General features: G+C 62.3%; 20 protein-coding genes. 13 read left to right on the top strand and 7 right to left on the bottom strand.

Annotated features, from left to right (window positions below):
- Positions 1 to 127 precede the first annotated feature (127 nt).
- Positions 128 to 697 carry a DUF882 domain-containing protein gene (locus BHD06_RS01965; protein ID WP_080455283.1) on the top strand — a complete coding sequence of 190 codons (570 nt, stop codon included), beginning with the start codon at positions 128 to 130 and terminating at the stop codon, positions 695 to 697.
- A 136-nt stretch (positions 698 to 833) separates the two neighbouring features.
- On the opposite strand, the gene lipA is transcribed toward BHD06_RS01965, so the two are convergent.
- Together lipA and BHD06_RS01955 are read right to left on the bottom strand one after the other, a co-directional pair.
- Entirely contained in the window at positions 834 to 1778 is a 945-nt protein-coding gene (gene lipA, locus BHD06_RS01960; protein WP_080455282.1) for a lipoyl synthase, read from the bottom strand.
- A gap of 141 nt (positions 1779 to 1919) precedes the next feature.
- Positions 1920 to 2882: a hydrogen peroxide-inducible genes activator gene (locus BHD06_RS01955; RefSeq protein WP_080455281.1), complete on the bottom strand. Its 963-nt coding sequence runs from the start codon at positions 2880 to 2882 to the stop codon at positions 1920 to 1922.
- Positions 2883 to 3002: 120 nt separating this feature from the next.
- On the opposite strand from BHD06_RS01955, the gene BHD06_RS01950 reads away from it, so the two are divergent.
- The 7 genes from BHD06_RS01950 to BHD06_RS01920 all read left to right on the top strand — a co-directional run bounded on the left by BHD06_RS01950 (position 3003) and on the right by BHD06_RS01920 (position 10724).
- Positions 3003 to 3728, top strand: a complete 726-nt coding sequence (locus tag BHD06_RS01950) for a VIT1/CCC1 transporter family protein (protein WP_080455280.1) — start codon at positions 3003 to 3005, stop codon at positions 3726 to 3728.
- A 59-nt stretch (positions 3729 to 3787) separates the two neighbouring features.
- The gene (locus BHD06_RS01945; protein ID WP_080455279.1) at positions 3788 to 4480 is read left to right on the top strand and encodes a M48 family metallopeptidase; all 693 of its coding nucleotides are present in this window, start codon (positions 3788 to 3790) and stop codon (positions 4478 to 4480) included.
- 141 nt (positions 4481 to 4621) lie between these two features.
- A complete protein-coding gene (locus BHD06_RS01940) occupies positions 4622 to 5938 on the top strand; it encodes a glutamine synthetase family protein (protein ID WP_080455278.1) in 1317 nt (438 codons plus the stop codon).
- 50 nt (positions 5939 to 5988) lie between these two features.
- A complete protein-coding gene (locus BHD06_RS01935) occupies positions 5989 to 6666 on the top strand; it encodes a type 1 glutamine amidotransferase (protein WP_080455561.1) in 678 nt (225 codons plus the stop codon).
- Position 6667: 1 nt separating this feature from the next.
- Positions 6668 to 8035, top strand: a complete 1368-nt coding sequence (locus tag BHD06_RS01930; protein ID WP_080455277.1) for a glutamine synthetase family protein — start codon at positions 6668 to 6670, stop codon at positions 8033 to 8035.
- Positions 8036 to 8082: 47 nt separating this feature from the next.
- Positions 8083 to 9387 carry an FAD-binding oxidoreductase gene (locus BHD06_RS01925; RefSeq protein ID WP_080455276.1) on the top strand — a complete coding sequence of 435 codons (1305 nt, stop codon included), beginning with the start codon at positions 8083 to 8085 and terminating at the stop codon, positions 9385 to 9387.
- Between the two features lie 128 nt (positions 9388 to 9515).
- Complete coding sequence (locus tag BHD06_RS01920) at positions 9516 to 10724, top strand: DegT/DnrJ/EryC1/StrS aminotransferase family protein (RefSeq protein ID WP_080455275.1); 1209 nt, start codon at positions 9516 to 9518, stop codon at positions 10722 to 10724.
- Positions 10725 to 10795: 71 nt separating this feature from the next.
- Here BHD06_RS01920 and BHD06_RS01915 read toward each other — a convergent pair whose 3' ends face one another.
- Positions 10796 to 11371, bottom strand: coding sequence for a YceI family protein (locus BHD06_RS01915; protein WP_080455274.1), 576 nt, complete (start codon positions 11369 to 11371; stop codon positions 10796 to 10798).
- Between the two features lie 125 nt (positions 11372 to 11496).
- Positions 11497 to 12006: a hypothetical protein gene (locus BHD06_RS01910; RefSeq protein ID WP_080455273.1), complete on the bottom strand. Its 510-nt coding sequence runs from the start codon at positions 12004 to 12006 to the stop codon at positions 11497 to 11499.
- A gap of 242 nt (positions 12007 to 12248) precedes the next feature.
- Here BHD06_RS01910 and rpsF point away from each other — a divergent pair, with 242 nt between their 5' ends.
- The 5 genes from rpsF to BHD06_RS01885 all read left to right on the top strand — a co-directional run bounded on the left by rpsF (position 12249) and on the right by BHD06_RS01885 (position 15314).
- Positions 12249 to 12602, top strand: a complete 354-nt coding sequence (gene rpsF / locus BHD06_RS01905) for a 30S ribosomal protein S6 (protein ID WP_080455272.1) — start codon at positions 12249 to 12251, stop codon at positions 12600 to 12602.
- Between the two features lie 29 nt (positions 12603 to 12631).
- Complete coding sequence (rpsR, locus tag BHD06_RS01900; RefSeq protein ID WP_013961325.1) at positions 12632 to 12859, top strand: 30S ribosomal protein S18; 228 nt, start codon at positions 12632 to 12634, stop codon at positions 12857 to 12859.
- An 11-nt stretch (positions 12860 to 12870) separates the two neighbouring features.
- Positions 12871 to 13491: a 50S ribosomal protein L9 gene (gene rplI, locus BHD06_RS01895; RefSeq protein WP_080455271.1), complete on the top strand. Its 621-nt coding sequence runs from the start codon at positions 12871 to 12873 to the stop codon at positions 13489 to 13491.
- A 192-nt stretch (positions 13492 to 13683) separates the two neighbouring features.
- On the top strand, positions 13684 to 14385 hold the full coding sequence (locus BHD06_RS01890; protein WP_080455270.1) for an autoinducer binding domain-containing protein: 702 nt from the start codon (positions 13684 to 13686) through the stop codon (positions 14383 to 14385).
- Positions 14386 to 14447: 62 nt separating this feature from the next.
- On the top strand, positions 14448 to 15314 hold the full coding sequence (locus tag BHD06_RS01885; RefSeq protein ID WP_307718119.1) for an acyl-homoserine-lactone synthase: 867 nt from the start codon (positions 14448 to 14450) through the stop codon (positions 15312 to 15314).
- A gap of 135 nt (positions 15315 to 15449) precedes the next feature.
- Here the strand turns inward: BHD06_RS01885 and tig are convergent, their stop codons facing one another.
- The 3 genes from tig to BHD06_RS01870 form a co-directional block, all read right to left on the bottom strand.
- Positions 15450 to 16784, bottom strand: coding sequence for a trigger factor (tig, locus tag BHD06_RS01880; protein ID WP_080455269.1), 1335 nt, complete (start codon positions 16782 to 16784; stop codon positions 15450 to 15452).
- A gap of 111 nt (positions 16785 to 16895) precedes the next feature.
- Positions 16896 to 17834 carry an ATP-grasp fold amidoligase family protein gene (locus BHD06_RS01875; RefSeq protein WP_080455268.1) on the bottom strand — a complete coding sequence of 313 codons (939 nt, stop codon included), beginning with the start codon at positions 17832 to 17834 and terminating at the stop codon, positions 16896 to 16898.
- 12 nt (positions 17835 to 17846) lie between these two features.
- Positions 17847 to 18659, bottom strand: a complete 813-nt coding sequence (locus BHD06_RS01870) for an aspartyl/asparaginyl beta-hydroxylase domain-containing protein (RefSeq protein WP_080455267.1) — start codon at positions 18657 to 18659, stop codon at positions 17847 to 17849.
- Positions 18660 to 18702: the final 43 nt, after the last annotated feature.

The following is an 18702-nucleotide window of genomic DNA, read 5'->3' as shown; positions in this document are numbered from 1 at the left end:
GCAATATGTCAATTGGGGGCTTGGTTGATGATTCTCGTTATGTCATACAATCCGGGCATCTGGGGATGAAATCGAAGGTCGCGGGACAGCGGCCATCAGGTAGGCGACGGGACAGGCGCTTGAAAACATGACAGAATTCAGCTCGACTGGCATCTCTCGCCGTGGGATACTCACCGCATTCGCGGCCACGGCGCTCACCGCAGCTCCGACATTCAGCCTGGCTGCAGGCTTCCTGCGCGGCGCCGGCGATATTCGACGATTGCGCATGGTTTCGCCACGCACCGGTGAACGGCTCGATACAATCTACTGGATCGAGGGCGAATATATCCGCGAGGCGCTCAACGAGATCACGCTCTTCATGCGCGACTGGCGCACGAACGACATCAAGGTGATTGACACCCGCACCATCGATATCATGGCCGCCAGCCACAACCTGCTTGACGCGAGCGAGCCCTACACCCTGCTCAGCGGCTATCGCAGCCCCAAGACCAACGCGATGCTGCGCTCGCGCTCGCGCGGAGTGGCCAAGAATTCCCGCCACCTGATCGGCGAGGCCGCCGATCTGCGTCTCGGAAGCCGATCGGTCAGCCAGATCTACCGCGCGGGCGTGGCCTGCGGCGGCGGCGGTGTCGGCAAATATTCCGGCTCCAACTTCGTCCACATGGATTGCGGTCCGGTACGTACCTGGGGCCGCTGAACCCAAACCATACGACAACAAAAAGGGCCGGTCACCACGACCGGCCCTTTCTGCATCCGCTTCATCTTGCCGGAAATATTCCGGGGGAGTCGCCGTCAGGCGACGGGGGCAGCGCCCCCTCCTGCCCTAACCCCGCTTACGCCAGCTTGGCGTTGCGCGCCGCCTGCAGGCGCGCAAAATCATCGCCCGCGTGATAGCTTGACCGCGTCAGCGGCGTGGCCGACACCATCAAAAACCCCTTGCCATAGGCTGCCTTTTCATAGGCCGCGAATTCATCCGGGTGCACGAACCGGTCCAGAACGTGATGCTTGGGCGTCGGTTGCAGATATTGTCCGATAGTCAGGAAATCCACGCCCGCCGCGCGCATGTCATCCATCACCTGATGCACCGACTGCCGATCCTCGCCCAGTCCGACCATGATCCCCGACTTGGTGAACATCGTCGGATCAAGCTCCTTTACCCGCTGCAATAGCCGCAAGCTGTGGAAGTAGCGCGCCCCGGGACGCACCGATGGATAAAGGCCCGGCACGGTCTCGAGGTTGTGGTTGAACACATCCGGTTTCGCCGCCACCACCGTCTCCAGCACGCTGTCGTCGCAATGCAGGAAATCCGGCGTCAGGATCTCGATCGTGGTGCCGGGCGTGCGGTGCCGGATCGCTCGGATGGTCTGGGCGAAATGTTCCGCGCCGCCATCTTCCAGATCGTCACGGTCGACACTGGTGATCACAACGTGATTCAGCCCCAGCTTTTGCACCCCGTCCGCCACGCGCCCCGGCTCGAATACATCTAGCGCCTGCGGCTTGCCGGTGGCGACGTTGCAAAACGTGCAGCCCCGGGTGCAGATTTCGCCCATGATCATCATCGTGGCGTGCCCCTGCGCCCAGCATTCGCCCGCATTGGGGCATCCCGCCTCTTCGCAGACCGTCACCAGCTTGTGCTCGCGCATGATCTTGTGGGTCTCGAAATAGCCCTTGCTGGTCGGCGCCTTGACGCGAATCCAGTCGGGTTTCTTCGGTTGGGCATTGTCGGGCCGATGCGCCTTTTCGGGGTGGCGCCCGGCGGGCAGTTTGAGATCGCGCACGAATTTTTCCCCGCGAATGATTTGGTAAGGTCTCTTTAGTATAAGTCATGGTGATGGTGAGTGCCAGTGATGCAAGGCCGCATTCCGGTGCATGCAATACGGGTAACGAGTGCCATCGCTTGTGAGTGAGTGTTCCAAGTGTCAAAGGCCCGCGTCACCCTTGGTGCGGGCCGCCTCGCTGGCATCGCGCGCCTGTGTGACCAATCCGCCGCCGACCGTTCCCAACAGATCGGACAATTCCCCGAACCAACTGGCGTCCTCCGTGCTCGCCCGCCGCACCAGCGCGACCTCGCGATAGGGCTCCGGCGACGCAAAACGGCGCAATTGCATCCCCGGCGCGGCCCGCGATTCGGTCGCCGCCGCCAGTTCCGGCATCAGCGTCAGGCCGAACCCCGCCGCCACCAGCCGCGACAACGTGCCCAGCGATGACGCGCCCATGTCGATCTGCGCATGGCCGCGGCCCCGCCCGCAGACCTCCAGCACCTGATCGGTCAGGCAATGGCCATCTTCCAGCAGCAACAGCGGGCTATGCGTCAGCGACATCGGGCGCAGCGCCTCCGCCCCCTGTCCAAGAGCCGCCAGTCGCGCCGTGCTGCCCGCCACCAGGAACCGGTCCTTGAACAGCGCCCGCGCCTCCAGCCCGTCGGCAGGCACCGGCAACGCCATGATCGCAGCATCGAGCTGACCGCTCTGCACCTCGGCGATCAGCTGCTCGGTGCGCGCCTCGCGCACCTGCACATCGAGCGAAATGTCACGGCTGCGCAGCACCTCGAGCACGCCGGGCAGGATATAGGGCGCAATCGTCGGAATGATCCCGAGCGACAGCCGCCCCGCCAGCCCGCCTTGCCAGCGCGCGGCCTCGGCCAGACCCTGCATTTCGTCCAGCACGCGGCAGGCGTGATCCAGGATGCGCCGCCCGAATGGCGTCAGCACCACGTCGCGGGCCCGCCGCTCCACCAGTTTCGCGCCAAGCGCCGCCTCCATTTCGCGGATCTGCACAGAGAGCGCGGGTTGCGAGATGTTCACCGCCTCCGCCGCACGCCCGAAATTGCGCTGCTCGCTCAGCGCCTTGAAATAGGTGAGTTGTCGCAAGGTGATATTCATACATCAAAGTTATGCCCCACGCAGGCTTCCGCAAGCAGAAACTATCACTCTTTGTCCTTGCAGGCCAAACCTGCCCGCCTATGCTGGCAAAACCCACGCGCCAGCACGCACAGGCATCCCATGACCAGGCAGGCCCCCGCGCCCACCCATCCGCGCTTCGGGCGCGTTCAGGAATATCTCAAGCAGATCGTCTATGGCGGCACAGACGGGATCGTCACCACCTTCGCCATCGTCGCCGGGTTTGCCGGGGCGCAGGCCGAAGGCGTGGCCGAGGTGGGTGCCATCGCAGTGCTGCTCTTCGGCCTCGCCAACCTTTTCGCCGACGGGGTCAGCATGGGCCTCGGCGAATTCCTGTCGCTGCGCGCCCAGCATGACCTCTACCGTACCCGCCGCTCCGAAGAACGCCGCCGCAGCCTGGAAACCCCGAACCATCAGGGCGCGCGCCTGACCGAGATCCTGCAAACCAAGGGCCTCTCGCCGCAGGATGCGGCGGATGCCAGCGATATATTCACACGCCATCCGCAGGTGCTGGCCGAGATGATCCTCGCCGAGGAGACCGGCTTGCGCGACCCCGACGGCGAAAGCCCGGCGCGCAACGGCTCCTTTACCTTTGTCGCCTTCATCACCTTCGGGGCGGTCCCGCTCATCCCCTACCTGCTGCTTGACGCGACACCGACCACGACCCGGCTGTCGATCCTCGCCACCGGCGTGGCTTTGGTTCTGCTCGGGCTCTTGCGCTGGCATGCCAGTGGCGAACGGCTCTGGCGCAGCGTTGGCGAGACCGTGCTCGTCGGCACGGTCTGTGCCGTGGTGGCCTTTGGCGTGGGCTGGATCGTGGGCGGATAGTCAGCGCGCCGACATCATCCGCGCTTGCCACCTTCGCTGCCGCGCCCCATATTCCGACTATGCTCAAGTTCATGCCGATCCTGCTCGCCATTCTCTACGCGCTCGCCATGTACCGCTTCTCGGTCTGGCGCACCACGCGCGAGCTCGACACCCAGTCGACCGAGTTAGCCGATCCGGTGCTCAAGCGGATGACCGACAGGCTGGCTACCGCACTCGATCTGCCGCGCGTGCGGGTGCATATCTACGAGATCGACCCGGTAAACGGGTTGGCCTCCCCTGACGGGCGCATCTTCATCACACGCGGGTTCTACCGCAAGTTCCAGACCGGTGAGGTCTCGGTCGAAGAAATGGCCTCGGTCATTGCGCATGAGCTGGGGCATGTCGCTTTGGGCCATTCGCGCCGCCGTATGATCGACTTCTCGGGCCAGAACGCGCTGCGCACGGCGCTTGCCATGCTGCTGTCTCGGTTTCTGCCGGGCGTCGGCGTCTGGATCGCCAATGGCCTGACCACGCTTCTGGCCGCGCGCCTGTCGCGCGGTGATGAGTATGAGGCTGACGCCTACGCCGCGGCCCTGCTGACCAAGGCCGGGATCGGCACCGCGCCGCAGAAATCGCTCTTCGAAAAGCTGGAAGCGCTGACATCGGGCGCGGGCGGCGCGATGCCAGCCTGGCTGTTGAGCCACCCCAAGACCGCCGAACGCATCGCCGCCATCGAGAAGCTGGAAACCCGCTGGCAGCACAGCCCGAGTTGACCCGCGCTCTTCGTCATCCTCAGGCTTGACCGGACGATGACGAAGAAGAGAACACATCCCGGAATTTTTTGATCAAATTATCTTGGCAAAGCCCCCTCTGCCGCGATAGTCTACGGCAAATCCCGATCAGGACATTCCGAAATGGACCTCACACAGTTCCAGACCTTCCGCGTGGCTGCCTGCGATCTCAACGGTTGCATGCGTGGCAAGCGCCTTCCGGTAAGCCATGGCGACAAGCTCGGCGGCGGCACCCTGCGCATGCCGCTCAGTTCACTCAACCTCGATGTTTTCGGCGCCGATATCGAAAACTCACCGCTGGTCTTCGAGACCGGCGACGTCGACGGCTGCCTCTTTCCGACCGAGCGCGGCGCGGTCCCCCTGCCTTGGCTCGATGTACCACAAGCGCTGGTGCCGATGGTCATGCATACCGAGGATGGCGCGCCCTTCGCGGGCGACCCGCGCCACGCGCTGGCGGCTGTCCTCGACCGATACGCCGCGCGCGGGTGGGAGGTGTTTGCCGCGACCGAACTGGAATTCACCCTCGTCGATCCTTCCGGCAAGTCTCTGAAAACCGTACGCGATCCGCGTTCTGGCCGACGCATGAAGGCCCCCGGCATCCTCAGCCTCGGGCAAATGGACGCCTTTGACGCCTTCCTGTCCGATCTCTATTCCGCCGGGGCCGAGATGAAAATCCCCGTGGAAACCGCGATCAGTGAGGCGGGGATCGGGCAGTTCGAACTGACCCTGCATCACCAATCCGCAATGCGCGCCGCCGACGATACTTGGCTCTTCAAAACCATGATCAAGGGGCTCGCGCGCCAACATGGCTATGTCGCCACCTTCATGGCCAAACCCTTTGCCAATGATACCGGCAACGGCATGCACATGCACTTCTCGGTGCTGGATGGCGAGGGCCGCAACGTGTTTGACGACGGCACCGAGCGCGGCACCGACATTCTGCGCAGCGCGGTCGCGGGCTGCCTGGCCGCGATGCCGCCCTCGACGCTGATTTTCGCGCCCCACGCCAACAGTTACGCCCGTCTTGTACCCGGCGCGCATGCGCCCACCGGCGCGGGCTGGGGCTATGAGAACCGTACCGCCGCAGTGCGTATCCCCGGCGGGCCCAATGCCGCGCGCCGGATCGAGCATCGCGTCGCGGGCGGCGACATCAACCCCTATCTTAGTTTCGCCGCCATCCTTGGCGCTGCCATCACCGGCATCGAGGACGGCATGACGCCGCCCGCCCCGATCACCGGCAACGCCTACGAGACCGACCTGCCGCAACTTGCTGCCGATTGGGGCGCGGCCATCGACCTTTTCGAGGCCGATCCGCTGATCGCGCGCATCTTTCCGGCCGAACTGATCCGCAATCTGGTGATGACCAAGCGACAGGAACATGCGCATATCTCGAAGATCGATGCAGAGGACCACTGGAAGACCTATCTCGAAACGGTGTAGTCTAGGCGCAGACCCACCGCGTCAAAATTTGATCAAATAGTGAGCCAATGATGAAAATAGGCATTCTCCAGACCGGCCACGCCCCCGATATCGTCCTGCCGGAACTGGGCGATTACGACACGATGATGGCGCGCATGCTGGATGGGCAGGGATTTGACTTCGTGACGTATTCGGTCGTCGACGAAGAGTTTCCCGACGGACCGCAAGACGCCGATGGCTGGCTCATTACCGGCTCCAAGCACGGCGCTTACGAGGATCATGCGTGGATCCCGCCGCTCGAGGACTTGATCCGCGCCATTCACGCGGCAAACTTGCCAATGGTCGGCATCTGCTTTGGCCACCAGATCATCGCGCAGGCGCTTGGCGGCACGGTGGTGAAGCACCCGAATGGCTGGCGCGTCGGGGCGACGGAATACGACATCGAGGGCACCCCCCTCACCCTCAACGCGTGGCATCAGGACCAGGTGATCGAGGCCCCGGAAGAGGCCGAACTGGTGGGCCGCGCCGAGGGGTGCGATATCGCCGCCCTGCGCTACGGAGACCACATCTTTACGGTACAGCCGCATCCCGAATTCAATGCTACCATGATGGACCGGCTGATCGAACACCGCGCCATCGGCGTAGTGCCCGACCCGCTGCGCGACCACGCTCGCGGACGGCTCGCCATGCCCACCGACAATTCCACGATGGCCACGCGCATTGCGGATGTCTTTAGGAAAGGGGCCTGACATGGCCGATCTACGCGAATTCACCAAAACGCTGCCGCAGGCGGCCCAGACCTATCTGGAAAACCGCAGGCTCGACGAGGTGGAGTGCATCATCTCCGACCTGCCCGGAATTGCGCGCGGCAAGGCCGTGCCGGCCTCCAAATTCGCCCGCCAGCAGTACTTCCATCTGCCCGATTCGATCTTTTACCAGACCATCACCGGCGATTGGGGCGAGGCGGCGGACGAGGATGGCTTCATCGAGAAGGATATGATCCTGCGGCCCGACATGTCGACCACCTCCGCCGCGCCGTGGACGGCGGACTGGACGCTTCAGGTTATCCACGACGCCTTTGACCGCGATGGCGCGCCGATCCCGTTTTCGCCCCGCAACGTGCTGCGAAGGGTGGTCGAGATGTATCACAAGCGCGGCATGCAACCGGTGGTCGCGCCGGAAATGGAATTCTTCCTCGTGGCGCGCAACCTTGATCCGGCGCATGAGATCAAGCCGATGATGGGCCGCTCGGGTCGGCCCGCCGCCGCCCGGCAGGCCTATTCGATGACCGCCGTGGACGAATTCGGCCCGGTGATCGACGACATCTACGATTTCGCCGAGGCGCAGGGTTTCGAGATCGACGGCATCACGCAGGAAGGCGGCGCCGGACAACTGGAGATCAACCTGCGCCACGGCGACCCGATCAAGCTGGCAGACGAGGTGTTCTACTTCAAGCGGCTCATTCGCGAGGCGGCGCTGCGCCACGATTGCTTCGCCACCTTCATGGCGAAGCCCATTGAGGACGAGCCGGGTAGCGCCATGCATATCCACCACTCGATCCTCGACATGGAGACCGGGCGCAACCTCTTTTCGGGTCCGCAGGGCGGCGAGACGGATGCGTTTTTCCACTTCATCGGCGGCTTGCAGAAACACCTGCCTTCGGCGATCGCGGTGCTCGCCCCATACGTCAATTCCTACCGCCGCTACGTCAAGGATCACGCCGCGCCAATCAACCTTGCCTGGGGCCGCGACAACCGCACCACCGGCATTCGCGTGCCGCTCTCGGGGCCGGAGTCGCGCCGAATCGAGAACCGCATGGCCGGGATGGACTGCAACCCCTATCTCGGCATCGCCGCAAGCCTCGCCTGCGGCCTTCTGGGCATGATCAAGGAAGACTGGCCCGACAAGCAGTTCAAGGGCGACGCCTATGCCGGAGAGCCGGATATCCCCAACGTGATGGGCGAGGCGCTCAATGTGTTCCAGGATGCGACCGACCTGCACGAGGTCCTCGGCGCGGAATTCTGCCGCGTCTACAACATCGTCAAACGCACCGAGTACGAGGAATTCCTGCAGGTCATCAGCCCGTGGGAGCGCGAGCATCTGCTGCTCAATGTCTGATCCGGGGCAAGCGCTCGGATTTTGAGTATTTTGGCCAAGAAGAAACCATGAACCTGCTCTATGCCAATGACCGGCGCGGCGAATACCCGCCAAGCTGGTACGCCGCGACCACAGCACCGCTGGCCCCGTTCGCGCCCTTGCGCGGCGAGGTGCGGGCGGATGTCTGCGTGGTGGGTGCGGGCTATACCGGGCTGTCGGCGGCGCTGCATCTGGCCGAGGCGGGGCTCGACGTGGTGCTGCTCGAGGCGCAGCGCGTGGGCTTTGGGGCCTCGGGGCGCAATGGCGGTCAACTGGGCAGCGGGCAGCGGATGGAGCAGACGGCGCTGGAGCGTCTGGTGGGGCCGGAAGATGCTACGAAACTCTGGGATCTGGCCGAGGATGCCAAAACGCTGGTCAAGGCGCTGGTGGCGCGGCACGGCATCGACTGCCATCTGAAACCGGGCGTGGCACATGCCTGTTTCTCGGGTCGCGAGACCGCGCATGAGCATGGCTATGCCGATCACCTGGCCGAGCACTATGGCTATGATCAGCTTGAAAAGCTCGATGCCGACGCGATGCAGGCGCTCTGCCCCTCTCCCGCCTATCACGGCGGCACGCTGGATATGGGTGCTGCGCATCTGCACCCGCTGGCCTATGCGCTTGGGCTTGCCCGCGCCGCCGCTGCGGCAGGCGTGCGCATCTTCGAGGAGTCGGCCGTGCATCACCTTGCGCGCGGCATCCCGGCGCGCGTGGCCACCGATGCAGGCGCGGTCAAGGCCGATCACGTGATCCTCGCCTGCAACGGCTATCTCGGCGGGCTCGACCGCAAGGTCGCCGCCCGCGTCATGCCAATCAACAATTTCATCGCTGCAACTGAACCGCTGGGCGATGAGGCCACGCGCGTTCTGGCCCGTGACGTCGCCGTGGCGGATAGCAAATTTGTGGTGAACTACTTTCGCCTCAGTCATGACAAGCGGCTGCTGTTCGGCGGCGGCGAAAGCTATGGCTACCGTTTCCCGCACGACATTGCATCGCTTGTGCGCAAGCCGATGCTGGAGATATTTCCACATCTGCACGATGCGCGCATCGACTACGCTTGGGGCGGCACACTCGCGATCACGATGAAACGCATGCCCTATCTCGCGCGGCTCGCGCCCAACATGCTCTCGGCGTCGGGGTATTCGGGGCATGGCGTGGGCACCGCAACCCATGCCGGAAAGCTCATGGCCGATGCGGTGCACGGCGAAGCAGCAGGGTTCGAGACGCTGTCGCGTGTACCTGCCCCCGCCTTTCCCGGCGGCAGTGCCCTGCGCACGCCGCTTCTGGTGCTGGCGATGACCTGGTTTTCCATGCGCGACAGGCTTGGCATCTGAGTTCTGTACCGCTTCGGCCGAAAATCGCACCCCGCCCGGTTGAGGCGGGGGTTTTCTTTGACAAACTGTCACAGTTCGGGCCTATATGTTCCGGAAAACCGAAGCCTACATTCAGGAAATCCGAACACATGACAGCCACACCCAATGTCTATGACGCGGAACCGATCCCCGAAGCCGCCCGCGCGGAAATCGACCGGATGCTGCAATCGGGCGATCTGTTCCGCTACACCGCACCCGAGAATGCGCCGGTCACGCTTCTGGAACAGGAATTCGCAGACCTTCTGGGGTCGAAATACGCGCTAGCGGTCTCATCCTGCTCGGCGGCGCTGTTTCTCTCGCTCAAGGCGCTTGGCCTGCCGCGCGATGCGCGCGTGCTGGTCCCCGGCTTTACATTCGCCGCCGTGCCCTCTTCGGTGGTGCATGCCGATTGCGTGCCGGTGCTCTGCGAGGTGGGCGAGAATTACCGCATCGACATGGCGGATTTCGAGGCGCGGCTGATGGATGTGCAAGCGGTGATCGTCAGCCATATGCGCGGCCATACCTCCGACATGGACAGGATCATGGCGCTGTGCGACGCGCGCGGCATTCCGGTGATAGAGGATGCGGCGCATTCGCTCGGCACCACCTGGCATGGTCGCAACATCGGCACCATCGGGCGCGTCGGTTGTTTCAGCTTTCAATCCTACAAGCTGGTGAATGCGGGTGAAGGTGGGATCATGGTCAGCGACGATGCCGATCTCATAGCCCGCGCGGTCATCATGTCGGGGGCCTATGAGCACAACTGGGCCAAGCATCTGGCAGCGTCCGGCCCCGAGATAGAGGCTGGATTTGCCCGCTGGCAGAACCGCCTGCCACTCTACAATCTGCGCCTGAACAACCTCTCGGCGGCGATCATCCGCCCGCAACTGCCCGAGGTGGCGCGCCGGGTGCGCGACGGGCGGGCCAATCACGATTACGTGGCCGCCCGGCTCAATACCTCTCCTTGGCTCTCGGTGCCTGAAAAACTCGGGCCGGAAGAGCGCGCGCCGGATTCAATCCAATTTAACCTTGTGGGCCTGAGCGACCAGGAAACCCGCGCCTTTGCCGAGGCGGCGGCGGCGCGCGGGGTCAAGGTACAGATCTTTGGCCTTAGCACTGACAATGCCCGCGCCTTCTGGAACTGGCAATTCCTGCCGGGCGAGACGCCCGATCTGCCGCAAACCCGCGCCATGCTGATGCGCGCCTGCGATGCCCGCCTGCCCGCCCGTCTTACGCAGCCTGAATTGGATATGATCGTCGAGACATTGTTGGGGGTCGCAGACGAGGTCATGGCCCAAAACCGTGCCTACGGCACCTGAACCCGCAAAAAGAAAGGGCCGCTCGCATTCCCGCGAACGGCCCCGACGTTTCCGTGAGTTGAGCAGCGGTGTTATTCCGCCTTGCCAGCCTCGATCGAGATTTTCACCTCGACCTCGTCGCTGACATAGGGGGCGAACTTGTCGACCCCGAAATCCGAGCGCAGCAGCGTCGTGCTGGCATCAAAGCCGAGCCATGGCTTGTTGTTCATCGGATGCGCATCGGCCTTTTGATTGAGCGTGGTGTCGAGCACGACCGATTTGGTGACACCGTTCATCGTCAGATCGCCAGTGATATTGGCGGTGTTGTCGCCCGTCACTTCAATGCCCGTCGAAGTGAAAGTGACCATATCGCCCTCGCTCGCGCCAAAGAAATCATCGGACATGAAATGCTCTTCGCGCTTTTCCCAGCCCGTGAACATCGACATGATCGGCATCGCCACATTGACCGAAGAGGCCGCCGGGTCCTCCGCGTCGAACATGATCTCGCCCTCAAAGCCCGAGAACATGCCGTGCGTGGTCGAAAACCCAAGATGGTTATAGGAGAAAACGACCTGGCTGTGGCTTGGGTCGAGTGTATAGGCCTCAGGCGCGGCGAAGGCGCCGGTAGCGCCCATGGCAAGAGCGGCGGCGATCAAAGTCTGTTTCATTGCGGGAACCTCCAAAAAGTATCGTGTCAAACTGACAGGTAATAAATGACATGGTTCCCGCGAAGAACAAGAGTACAGTTTCAAACAGACTCTGTGGACAGGCGAACAGATGCCGCTCGCGCAGTTCAGGCCGCCAGGCTCAGGGCGTTGCGGAGCATACGCTCGCTGCGCTTGTCATGGAGCTCGAGCGACACGATCTGACGCCCCTGACGGTCCCGTGCTGTTAGCATCCGGTCGCGCAGCGAAAGCTCCGCCAGCTCATCGAAATCATGCACGGTCACCCGCGCGCTGCGTCCGTCGGGCTGCGGGTGAATCACGCGCAGTTTGCGGGCGCGGTTGTCAACCTCCACATCGGGCAGGTCGGTACCGCCGACGAAGACCGAAAGGCAGAGCATGCCTGCCCAGAACAGTGCCAGCGAAAACACCAGCTTGATCAGCATCATCGCCGGATCGCCGCCCCCCGTTGGCACGATCCAGACCCCGAATGCCGAGGCCGCAAGCGCCACGCCGCAAAGCGCGCGCAGTAGCGTCGACGCCTCGATCCGGATCAATCGTTGCTCCGGCAGACCGGCAGGCTCCTGATAGCTGTGCGGGGCCTGCGTGAATTCACGTTCAATATCGGGCAATGCAACCATTGTCTTTTCCTTCTGCTCGAACACACTCAACCTTTCCCCGAAAGACGTCGGAAATGGGGCACCGGTGCGGCATTCCTCAGGCCTGCGCATGGTGCCGGGAATCGGCTTGCGCCACGCGATGCACCCATGTATGGACGGCGAACCTTTCGCATTCGTTATTGACCGCGCAGTCTCTCGTGGGTGGGCCGCGAAAGGGAAAACGTCCATCCTATGAAATGCGCCTTGATAGAAATGGAGCTGACATGCCGCTGTATGAGCATGTGATGATCGCGCGTCAGGATCTGTCCAACGCGCAAGCCGAAGGCCTTGTCGAACATTTTGGCACCGTGCTGACCGACAATGGCGGCACACTCGTGGATAGCGAGTATTGGGGCGTCAAGACGATGGCCTACAAGATCAACAAGAACCGCAAGGGCCATTATGCCTTTCTGCGCACCGATGCCCCCGCCTCGGCCGTGCAGGAGATGGAACGCCTGATGCGCCTGCATGATGACGTGATGCGCGTCCTGACCATCAAGGTCGACGAGCATGCCGAGGGCCCCTCGGTCCAGATGCAGAAGCGCGAAGAGCGTGGCGAGCGCCGCGAGCGCCGCTGAACCATCACCTGAAGAAAGGAATATAAGCCATGGCTACAAAACCGTTTTTCCGTCGCCGCAAGGTCTGCCCCTTCTCGGGTGATAACGCGCCCAAGATCGACTACAAGGACACGCGCCTGCTGCAACGCTACATCTCCGAACGCGGCAAGATCGTGCCCTCGCGCATCACCGCCGTCTCCGCCAAGAAGCAGCGTGAGCTGGCCCGCGCGATCAAGCGCGCCCGCTTCCTCGCCCTGCTGCCCTACGCCGTGAAATAAGGAGAAATCAGATGCAAGTGATCCTTCTTGAACGCGTGGCCAAGTTGGGCCAGATGGGCGAAGTCGTCGACGTGAAGTCGGGCTTCGCGCGCAACTACCTGCTGCCGCAAGGAAAGGCGCTGTCGGCCTCTGCGCAAAATATCGCAGATTTCGAGGCGCGCAAGGCACAGCTTGAGGCGCAGAATCTCGAGACCCGCAAAGAGGCCGAAGCGATGGCCGCGAAACTCGATGCTCAGCAGTTCATCGTGATTCGCCAGGCCTCGGACAGCGGTGCGCTTTATGGCTCGGTCAGCACCCGTGACGCGGCCGATGCGGCCACCGCAAACGGCTTCACTCTCGAGCGCAAGCAGGTCGCCCTGGCTCGTCCGATCAAGGAACTGGGCCTGCATGACGTGATCGTCACGCTGCACCCAGAAGTCGAGACGACGATCCAGCTCAACGTGGCACGCTCCAACGAGGAGGCCGAGTTGCAGGCCTCCGGCAAGAGCATCCAGGACGCCGCCGCCGAAGCCGAGGAGGCCGCCGATTACGAGATCGCCGAACTCTTCGAGGATATCGGTGCCGCCGCCTCTGACGATGACGACCTCGCCCCGGTGGCAGAGGCTGTCGACGGTGATGACAGCGACCGCTGATCGCAGCACAGCGCCGACTTCGAACGCCGCGCGGATAACCGCGCGGCGTTGCCTTTTGGCAAGAGCCTATTTGCCGCGCGAGCAGCTACGCGATACTCTCCCTCTCGCAATCCGGGCCACAAGAGCTTATCTTGTAAATCTTTCGTGACCGCAACTATACTGGACCGTAGGCAACGCAGCGAGGATAAGAGCATGGAGCTCATCGACCTCAGCAAGATCCCGCATAGTGATGACCGTTTTACCCGGTTTATCGATGACGTTTGCCAGTCGCTTGAATTCGACCACGCGTCCTACGCGACCTTTAACCCCATTACCGGTGCCATTCAGGGCTTTGCTAATTATCGCGCCGACTGGATCATGCATTACACCCGCAAGGGGCTTCACCGCATCGATCCGACGATTCATATCGGGCGAAAATCGATTGCCCCCGTTGACTGGACCCGGCTGGAGCGCACGCCGCATTTCCAAAGCGTCTTTAATGATGCGCCTGCCTTTGGCGTGGCCAGCAGGGGCCTTACCGTGCCTGTCCGCGGTCCTTATGGTGATGTCGGCCTGATGAGTGTGACCCGCGATTGCGGTGATCGAGAATGGCGTCTTCTCAAGAAGAAAGTCATTGGCAACCTGCAAGTTGCCGCCGTGCACATGCATGACAACGTGATGAGTTCAGACGTGCCGATGGCCGCCCTGAACCTGCCGGTACTGTCGACGCGTGAACGCGAGATCCTGCAATGGGTCGCCGAAGGAAAGACACAGCAGGATATCGGCGACATCCTTGCTATCTCGCACCGTACCGTCGAGGTGCACCTGCGCTCCGCGCGTACCAAGCTGGGTGCGCTCAGTACGCCGCAAGCCATCGGTCGCGCAGTCGGGCTTGGTATGATAAAGCCTGGCTGAGGGCCGGTTGATTCGGCCCGGATGCCAATCACGCTGCCGTGACCCCATACGGGAAACCCCTAATGGCATCTGCGCGCCTGATGCGCGACACTTTCCTCAGGACAAAATATTGGGGAAAAAAAATGATCATCGTCATAGACGCTCTGAACCGGGATCGCTTCAGTGACCTCGTTAATGAAATGTACCGCCTTCGCGCTCGCGTCTTCTGTGACCGGCTCGGATGGGATGTCACGATCAAAGACGGAATGGAGATAGACCTCTACGACGAGCTTGATGCGGCCTATGTCATGTCGCTTGACCAGGATGGACATGTCGTCGGATGCATGCGCCTGCTGCAGACTACAGGCCCACATATGCTTGCGGATGTTTTCGCGGACATTCTCGAAGGCGAACCACCGCTTCGCAGCCCACAGATCTGGGAGGCGACGAGGTTTTGCGTTGATACCGAACGCCTGTCACGCGGCGGTCGCTCGGTGAACTCGATCTCATACGTAACTTCGGAGGTAATGATTGGCGCCTTCGAATATGGGCAGAGTGCCGGCGTGCTCGACGCTGTTGCAGTGATTGATCCGGTTATGAACCGTGTGATGATTCGCTCTGGCAATGCGCCATATGATTACATCGGCAAGACCGTGGACATGGGCAAGGCGCACGCGCTCGCTGCGCTGCTGGACTGTTCGGATGAGCGCATTGATCGCATCCGGGCCCATGCCGGAATTGAAGGTGACGTGTTTCTGTCGGAGGCGGAGGCCCTTGCGCTGAGCGGACGCGGAAAGGCGCTTCGGGCGGAGCCGGTCAAATCCGATCTTGAAATATATTGCGATGAACAGATCGCGAATTCGACGACCGCCAAGGAAAGGGTGGATGCACTGCGCCTCAAGGCCGCGCTTGTGGAAAAGATTCGTTCGCGCACGGACGTCGGCGCCTGACCCCCCAGAAGGGCCCGTCAGCACGGGTGTGAGCCATGACCCATGGAACCATCCGTGCCCACTCACGCACGAACGACAAGGGCCGCCCTACTTCTCCCCGGGGCGGCCCTTGATTTACTCATGCCGTGACTAGGATCATTCCTCGTCGTTCATCGCCTCGATGGCTTTCTCAAGCTCTTCCTTCGAGACCTCATTGTCGGTGACATCGGCCAGCTCGACCACATAGTCGATCACCTTGTCCTCGAAGATCGGGGCGCGCAGTTGCTGACGCATTTGCGGGTTCTTCTGCACGAACTCGAAGAATTCACGCTCCTGGCCGGGATATTGCCGCGCCTGGTTCATCACCGCCTGCGTCATCTCGGCATCGGTCACCTCAACTTCGGCCTTCTGGCCCAGATCAGCAAGCAGCAACCCGAGGCGCACGCGACGCTCGGCCAGCTTGACATGCTCATCGGTGGGTTCGACCTCGGGATGATCGTGGCCTTCGACATTCGGGTTCTCGTCGTGCCAGATCTGATGCGCGATCTGCTTGGCCTCGGTCTCGACCATGGTGGGCGGCAGATCGAAGCTGACCTTCTCATCGAGCCCGTCGAGCACATGCCGCTTGAGGATCGCGCGTGCCGCACCGGCGAATTCATGCTCCAGCCGCTCGCGGATCTGCTCTTTCAGCGCGTTCAGGTCCTCGGCCCCGTATTTCTGCGCCAGTTCGTCGTTGAGCTCGGCCGCGACCGGCTCCTTGACGGCCTTCACGGTGCAGTCGAAGATCGCTTCCTTGCCCGCCAGATGCTCGGCCTGATACTCTTCGGGGAAGTTGACCGTGACGGCCTTTTCCTCATCGACCTTCACACCGACAAGCTGCTCCTCGAAACCGGGGATGAAGCTGCCGGAGCCGAGTGTCAGCGGGTAATCCTCGGCGGTGCCGCCTTCGAACGCCTCCCCATCAACCTTGCCGACGAAATCAATCACCACCTGATCGCCGTCCTTGGCTTTGCTGCCCTTCTTGCGATCCTTGAAATCCTGCGCGCTCTCGGCGAGATTGTTCAGCGCCTCATCGACCGAGGCGTCATCCGCCTTGGCGACCAGCCGCTCCAGCTTGAGCGACGCCAGATCGACCTCGGGGATCTCGGGCAGCGCCTCGTAGGTCATCTCGACCTCGACGTCGTCGCCCTCTTTCCAGTCCTGATTCGCCATCTTGACGTCAGGCTCGAACGCCGGGCGCTCGCCCTTTTCGGCGAAATGCGCCTTCATCGCATCATCGACGCTTTCCTGCATCGCCTCGCCCAGCACACGCTGGCCGAACTGCTTTTTCAGCAGCGGCAGCGGCACCTTGCCCTTGCGAAAGCCCTTGAGCTCCACGTCCGGCTGGGCCTCTTTCAGCTTTTCATTGACCTTGTCGTCCAGCGCCTGCGCCGACAGGATCATCTTGTATCCCCGCTTCAGACCTTCGTTGAGCGTCTCGGTGACCTGCATGTTCGTCCTTCCATATGCATCAGGCCGCGGAGGCGTCCGCGGCGGTCAAAATCAGGGGTCTTCTATTGAGCCGTATCTGCGCGTGCAAGGAAAAACCGGAGCGCGGCAGCCTCAGCCGACGATGCTGGCCTTGTCGGGCAATTCCAGCCACTCGCCGATCTTCAGATTCCATTCATCGGGCTTGAACACGGTATAGCCGCCGCCGGGATTAAGCGAAAGTTCCCCCAGCAAGAGCCGCCCTTGATGGATGTAGAAATCCACGCGCACCATCGCAAAGCCCTGCGCGAGAATCCGCGCGAGGCGCATCATCTCGTCCAGGGACTCGGGACGCTCCGGCAAGGTGCCGAACTCTCCGAACGCGGGAAAGGTGAACGGCGCGGGCGTCCAGTCCGGCAGCATGAAGATGCGCCGCAGCCCGTTGAACCGGCTGTCGCAATAATGCACGATCCGGGTTTCGCCATTCATCACGTAAAGCTTGTAGTCGGGCATGTCGCCCGCCTCGTTCTCGAGATATCGCTCGGCGATGATGCGCGGTGGCGAGGCGGCGTAATACCATTCGCCCTTGTTGTCGGCCATCTCGGTCTTCATCCAGCGATCCAGCTTGCGCCGGGCGGCGGCCACGTCGATCGGCTCGCCCGGGCGTTTGATCACGTTCCACGAACTGCCATTCGTAACCTTGAGCGCATAGGCATCCGGCAGCGCGTCGAACTCCACCTTGTCGGCGGCATCCCACACCCCGTGAATATCCACCAGCAGATGCCCCAGCCCCAGATCCTCGGCATAGCCGCGCATCCGGTACTTGTCGGTGATCACCGCGTTGATCGGCCGCCGGTCGTTGATCTTTAGCCAGCACAGCTTCTCGCTGATCGTGCGCGGGTTGTCCAGGTCCGGCCATTGGCCGAACAACCGCCGATAGGTGACACGGCTCAGCGCCTCGTGGAACTCCATGCCCGGAAAGCGCAGATGCGCCTCGACGTGGCGGCCTGTGCGCCACCGCGACAGATGCCGCGCCCGCAATGACTTGAGATAAGAGCCGAATTCCGAGCGCATCGGTGGCGGTCCCTAGTCGCTCAGCTTTTCGAGATTGGCATCGGCGCGGCGGGTCGCCGCCTCGAACCGATCCTCGAAATTGGCGAGGTTCTTCTTGGGCTCCTGGTAGAAGGCGGTGAATTTCATCAGCCACAGCATGAAACGGTTGAGCATCCGTCCGCGCCACCCCATCGGGCGGTCGAAATCGAACAGCAGGATCACGCGTTCCTCGTCGGTATCGTTCCAGACCTCGTGCTCGTAAGTATCATCAAGCACGATGACCTTGCCGGTTTCCCAGGCCTTGACCTCGTCATCGACCCGAATGCGACATTTCTCGCGCTCCTGCGGGATGAGCAGCCCCAGATGCGCGCGCAGGATGCCCTTGGTCACCCCGGTATGGGCCGGGATGTGATAGCCGGGGGCGAGGATCGAGAACCAGGCGGTCTGGACATTGGGCACGCGGCTCAAAAGTTCCGTCGTCACCGGGGCCTGCCGGGTGTTCTTGGGCAATTGCTCGCCAAAACCGTAGAGTACGAAGGTCTTCCACTGCCGGTCCTGCGCAATCCGGTATTGGTCGGGCGACAGCTCTTCAAAACCGGGGATGTCGTCGCGATTCTTGAGGATCTCGCGCACCTCGTCGCGGATCACCTCCCATTTCAGTTCGAACTCGTCGAGAAACGGAAAATGGCTCGTGTCGAGAAACGGCGTGTCGGGCACCAGGCTCTGCTTGCTCTGAAAGCGCGACGCCCATCTCATCGCCTTCTTGCCGTTGCGCTTGACGAAGCGGCGAACCGGACGGTTCAGCGTCTTGGGCTTCTCGGGTCGCGAGGGTTTCACATCTTCCATCTGCAATCATCCTTCGGGCATGAGACACTGCCGCGCCCCGTTC

It is taken from the genome of Roseovarius sp. A-2 (assembly GCF_002072155.1).
In the GTDB taxonomy this organism is placed as follows: Bacteria; Pseudomonadota; Alphaproteobacteria; order Rhodobacterales; family Rhodobacteraceae; genus Roseovarius.
This window is presented reverse-complemented; position numbering and strand designations above follow the sequence as displayed.

Bases quoted from the DNA above. Each gene is read 5' to 3' on its own strand.
- rplI (WP_080455271.1), top strand. From the start codon at position 12,871: ATGCAAGTGATCCTTCTTGAACGCGTGGCCAAGTTGGGCCAGATGGGC.
- BHD06_RS01940 (WP_080455278.1), top strand. From the start codon at position 4,622: ATGGACCTCACACAGTTCCAGACCTTCCGCGTGGCTGCCTGCGATCTC.
- BHD06_RS01910 (WP_080455273.1), bottom strand. From the start codon at position 12,006: ATGGTTGCATTGCCCGATATTGAACGTGAATTCACGCAGGCCCCGCAC.
- BHD06_RS01920 (WP_080455275.1), top strand. From the start codon at position 9,516: ATGACAGCCACACCCAATGTCTATGACGCGGAACCGATCCCCGAAGCC.
- BHD06_RS01955 (WP_080455281.1), bottom strand. From the start codon at position 2,882: ATGAATATCACCTTGCGACAACTCACCTATTTCAAGGCGCTGAGCGAG.
- BHD06_RS01885 (WP_307718119.1), top strand. From the start codon at position 14,448: ATGGCATCTGCGCGCCTGATGCGCGACACTTTCCTCAGGACAAAATAT.
- rpsF (WP_080455272.1), top strand. From the start codon at position 12,249: ATGCCGCTGTATGAGCATGTGATGATCGCGCGTCAGGATCTGTCCAAC.
- BHD06_RS01950 (WP_080455280.1), top strand. From the start codon at position 3,003: ATGACCAGGCAGGCCCCCGCGCCCACCCATCCGCGCTTCGGGCGCGTT.
- BHD06_RS01925 (WP_080455276.1), top strand. From the start codon at position 8,083: ATGAACCTGCTCTATGCCAATGACCGGCGCGGCGAATACCCGCCAAGC.
- BHD06_RS01870 (WP_080455267.1), bottom strand. From the start codon at position 18,659: ATGGAAGATGTGAAACCCTCGCGACCCGAGAAGCCCAAGACGCTGAAC.
- BHD06_RS01935 (WP_080455561.1), top strand. From the start codon at position 5,989: ATGAAAATAGGCATTCTCCAGACCGGCCACGCCCCCGATATCGTCCTG.
- BHD06_RS01915 (WP_080455274.1), bottom strand. From the start codon at position 11,371: ATGAAACAGACTTTGATCGCCGCCGCTCTTGCCATGGGCGCTACCGGC.
- rpsR (WP_013961325.1), top strand. From the start codon at position 12,632: ATGGCTACAAAACCGTTTTTCCGTCGCCGCAAGGTCTGCCCCTTCTCG.
- BHD06_RS01890 (WP_080455270.1), top strand. From the start codon at position 13,684: ATGGAGCTCATCGACCTCAGCAAGATCCCGCATAGTGATGACCGTTTT.
- BHD06_RS01875 (WP_080455268.1), bottom strand. From the start codon at position 17,834: ATGCGCTCGGAATTCGGCTCTTATCTCAAGTCATTGCGGGCGCGGCAT.
- BHD06_RS01930 (WP_080455277.1), top strand. From the start codon at position 6,668: ATGGCCGATCTACGCGAATTCACCAAAACGCTGCCGCAGGCGGCCCAG.
- BHD06_RS01945 (WP_080455279.1), top strand. From the start codon at position 3,788: ATGCTCAAGTTCATGCCGATCCTGCTCGCCATTCTCTACGCGCTCGCC.
- tig (WP_080455269.1), bottom strand. From the start codon at position 16,784: ATGCAGGTCACCGAGACGCTCAACGAAGGTCTGAAGCGGGGATACAAG.
- BHD06_RS01965 (WP_080455283.1), top strand. From the start codon at position 128: ATGACAGAATTCAGCTCGACTGGCATCTCTCGCCGTGGGATACTCACC.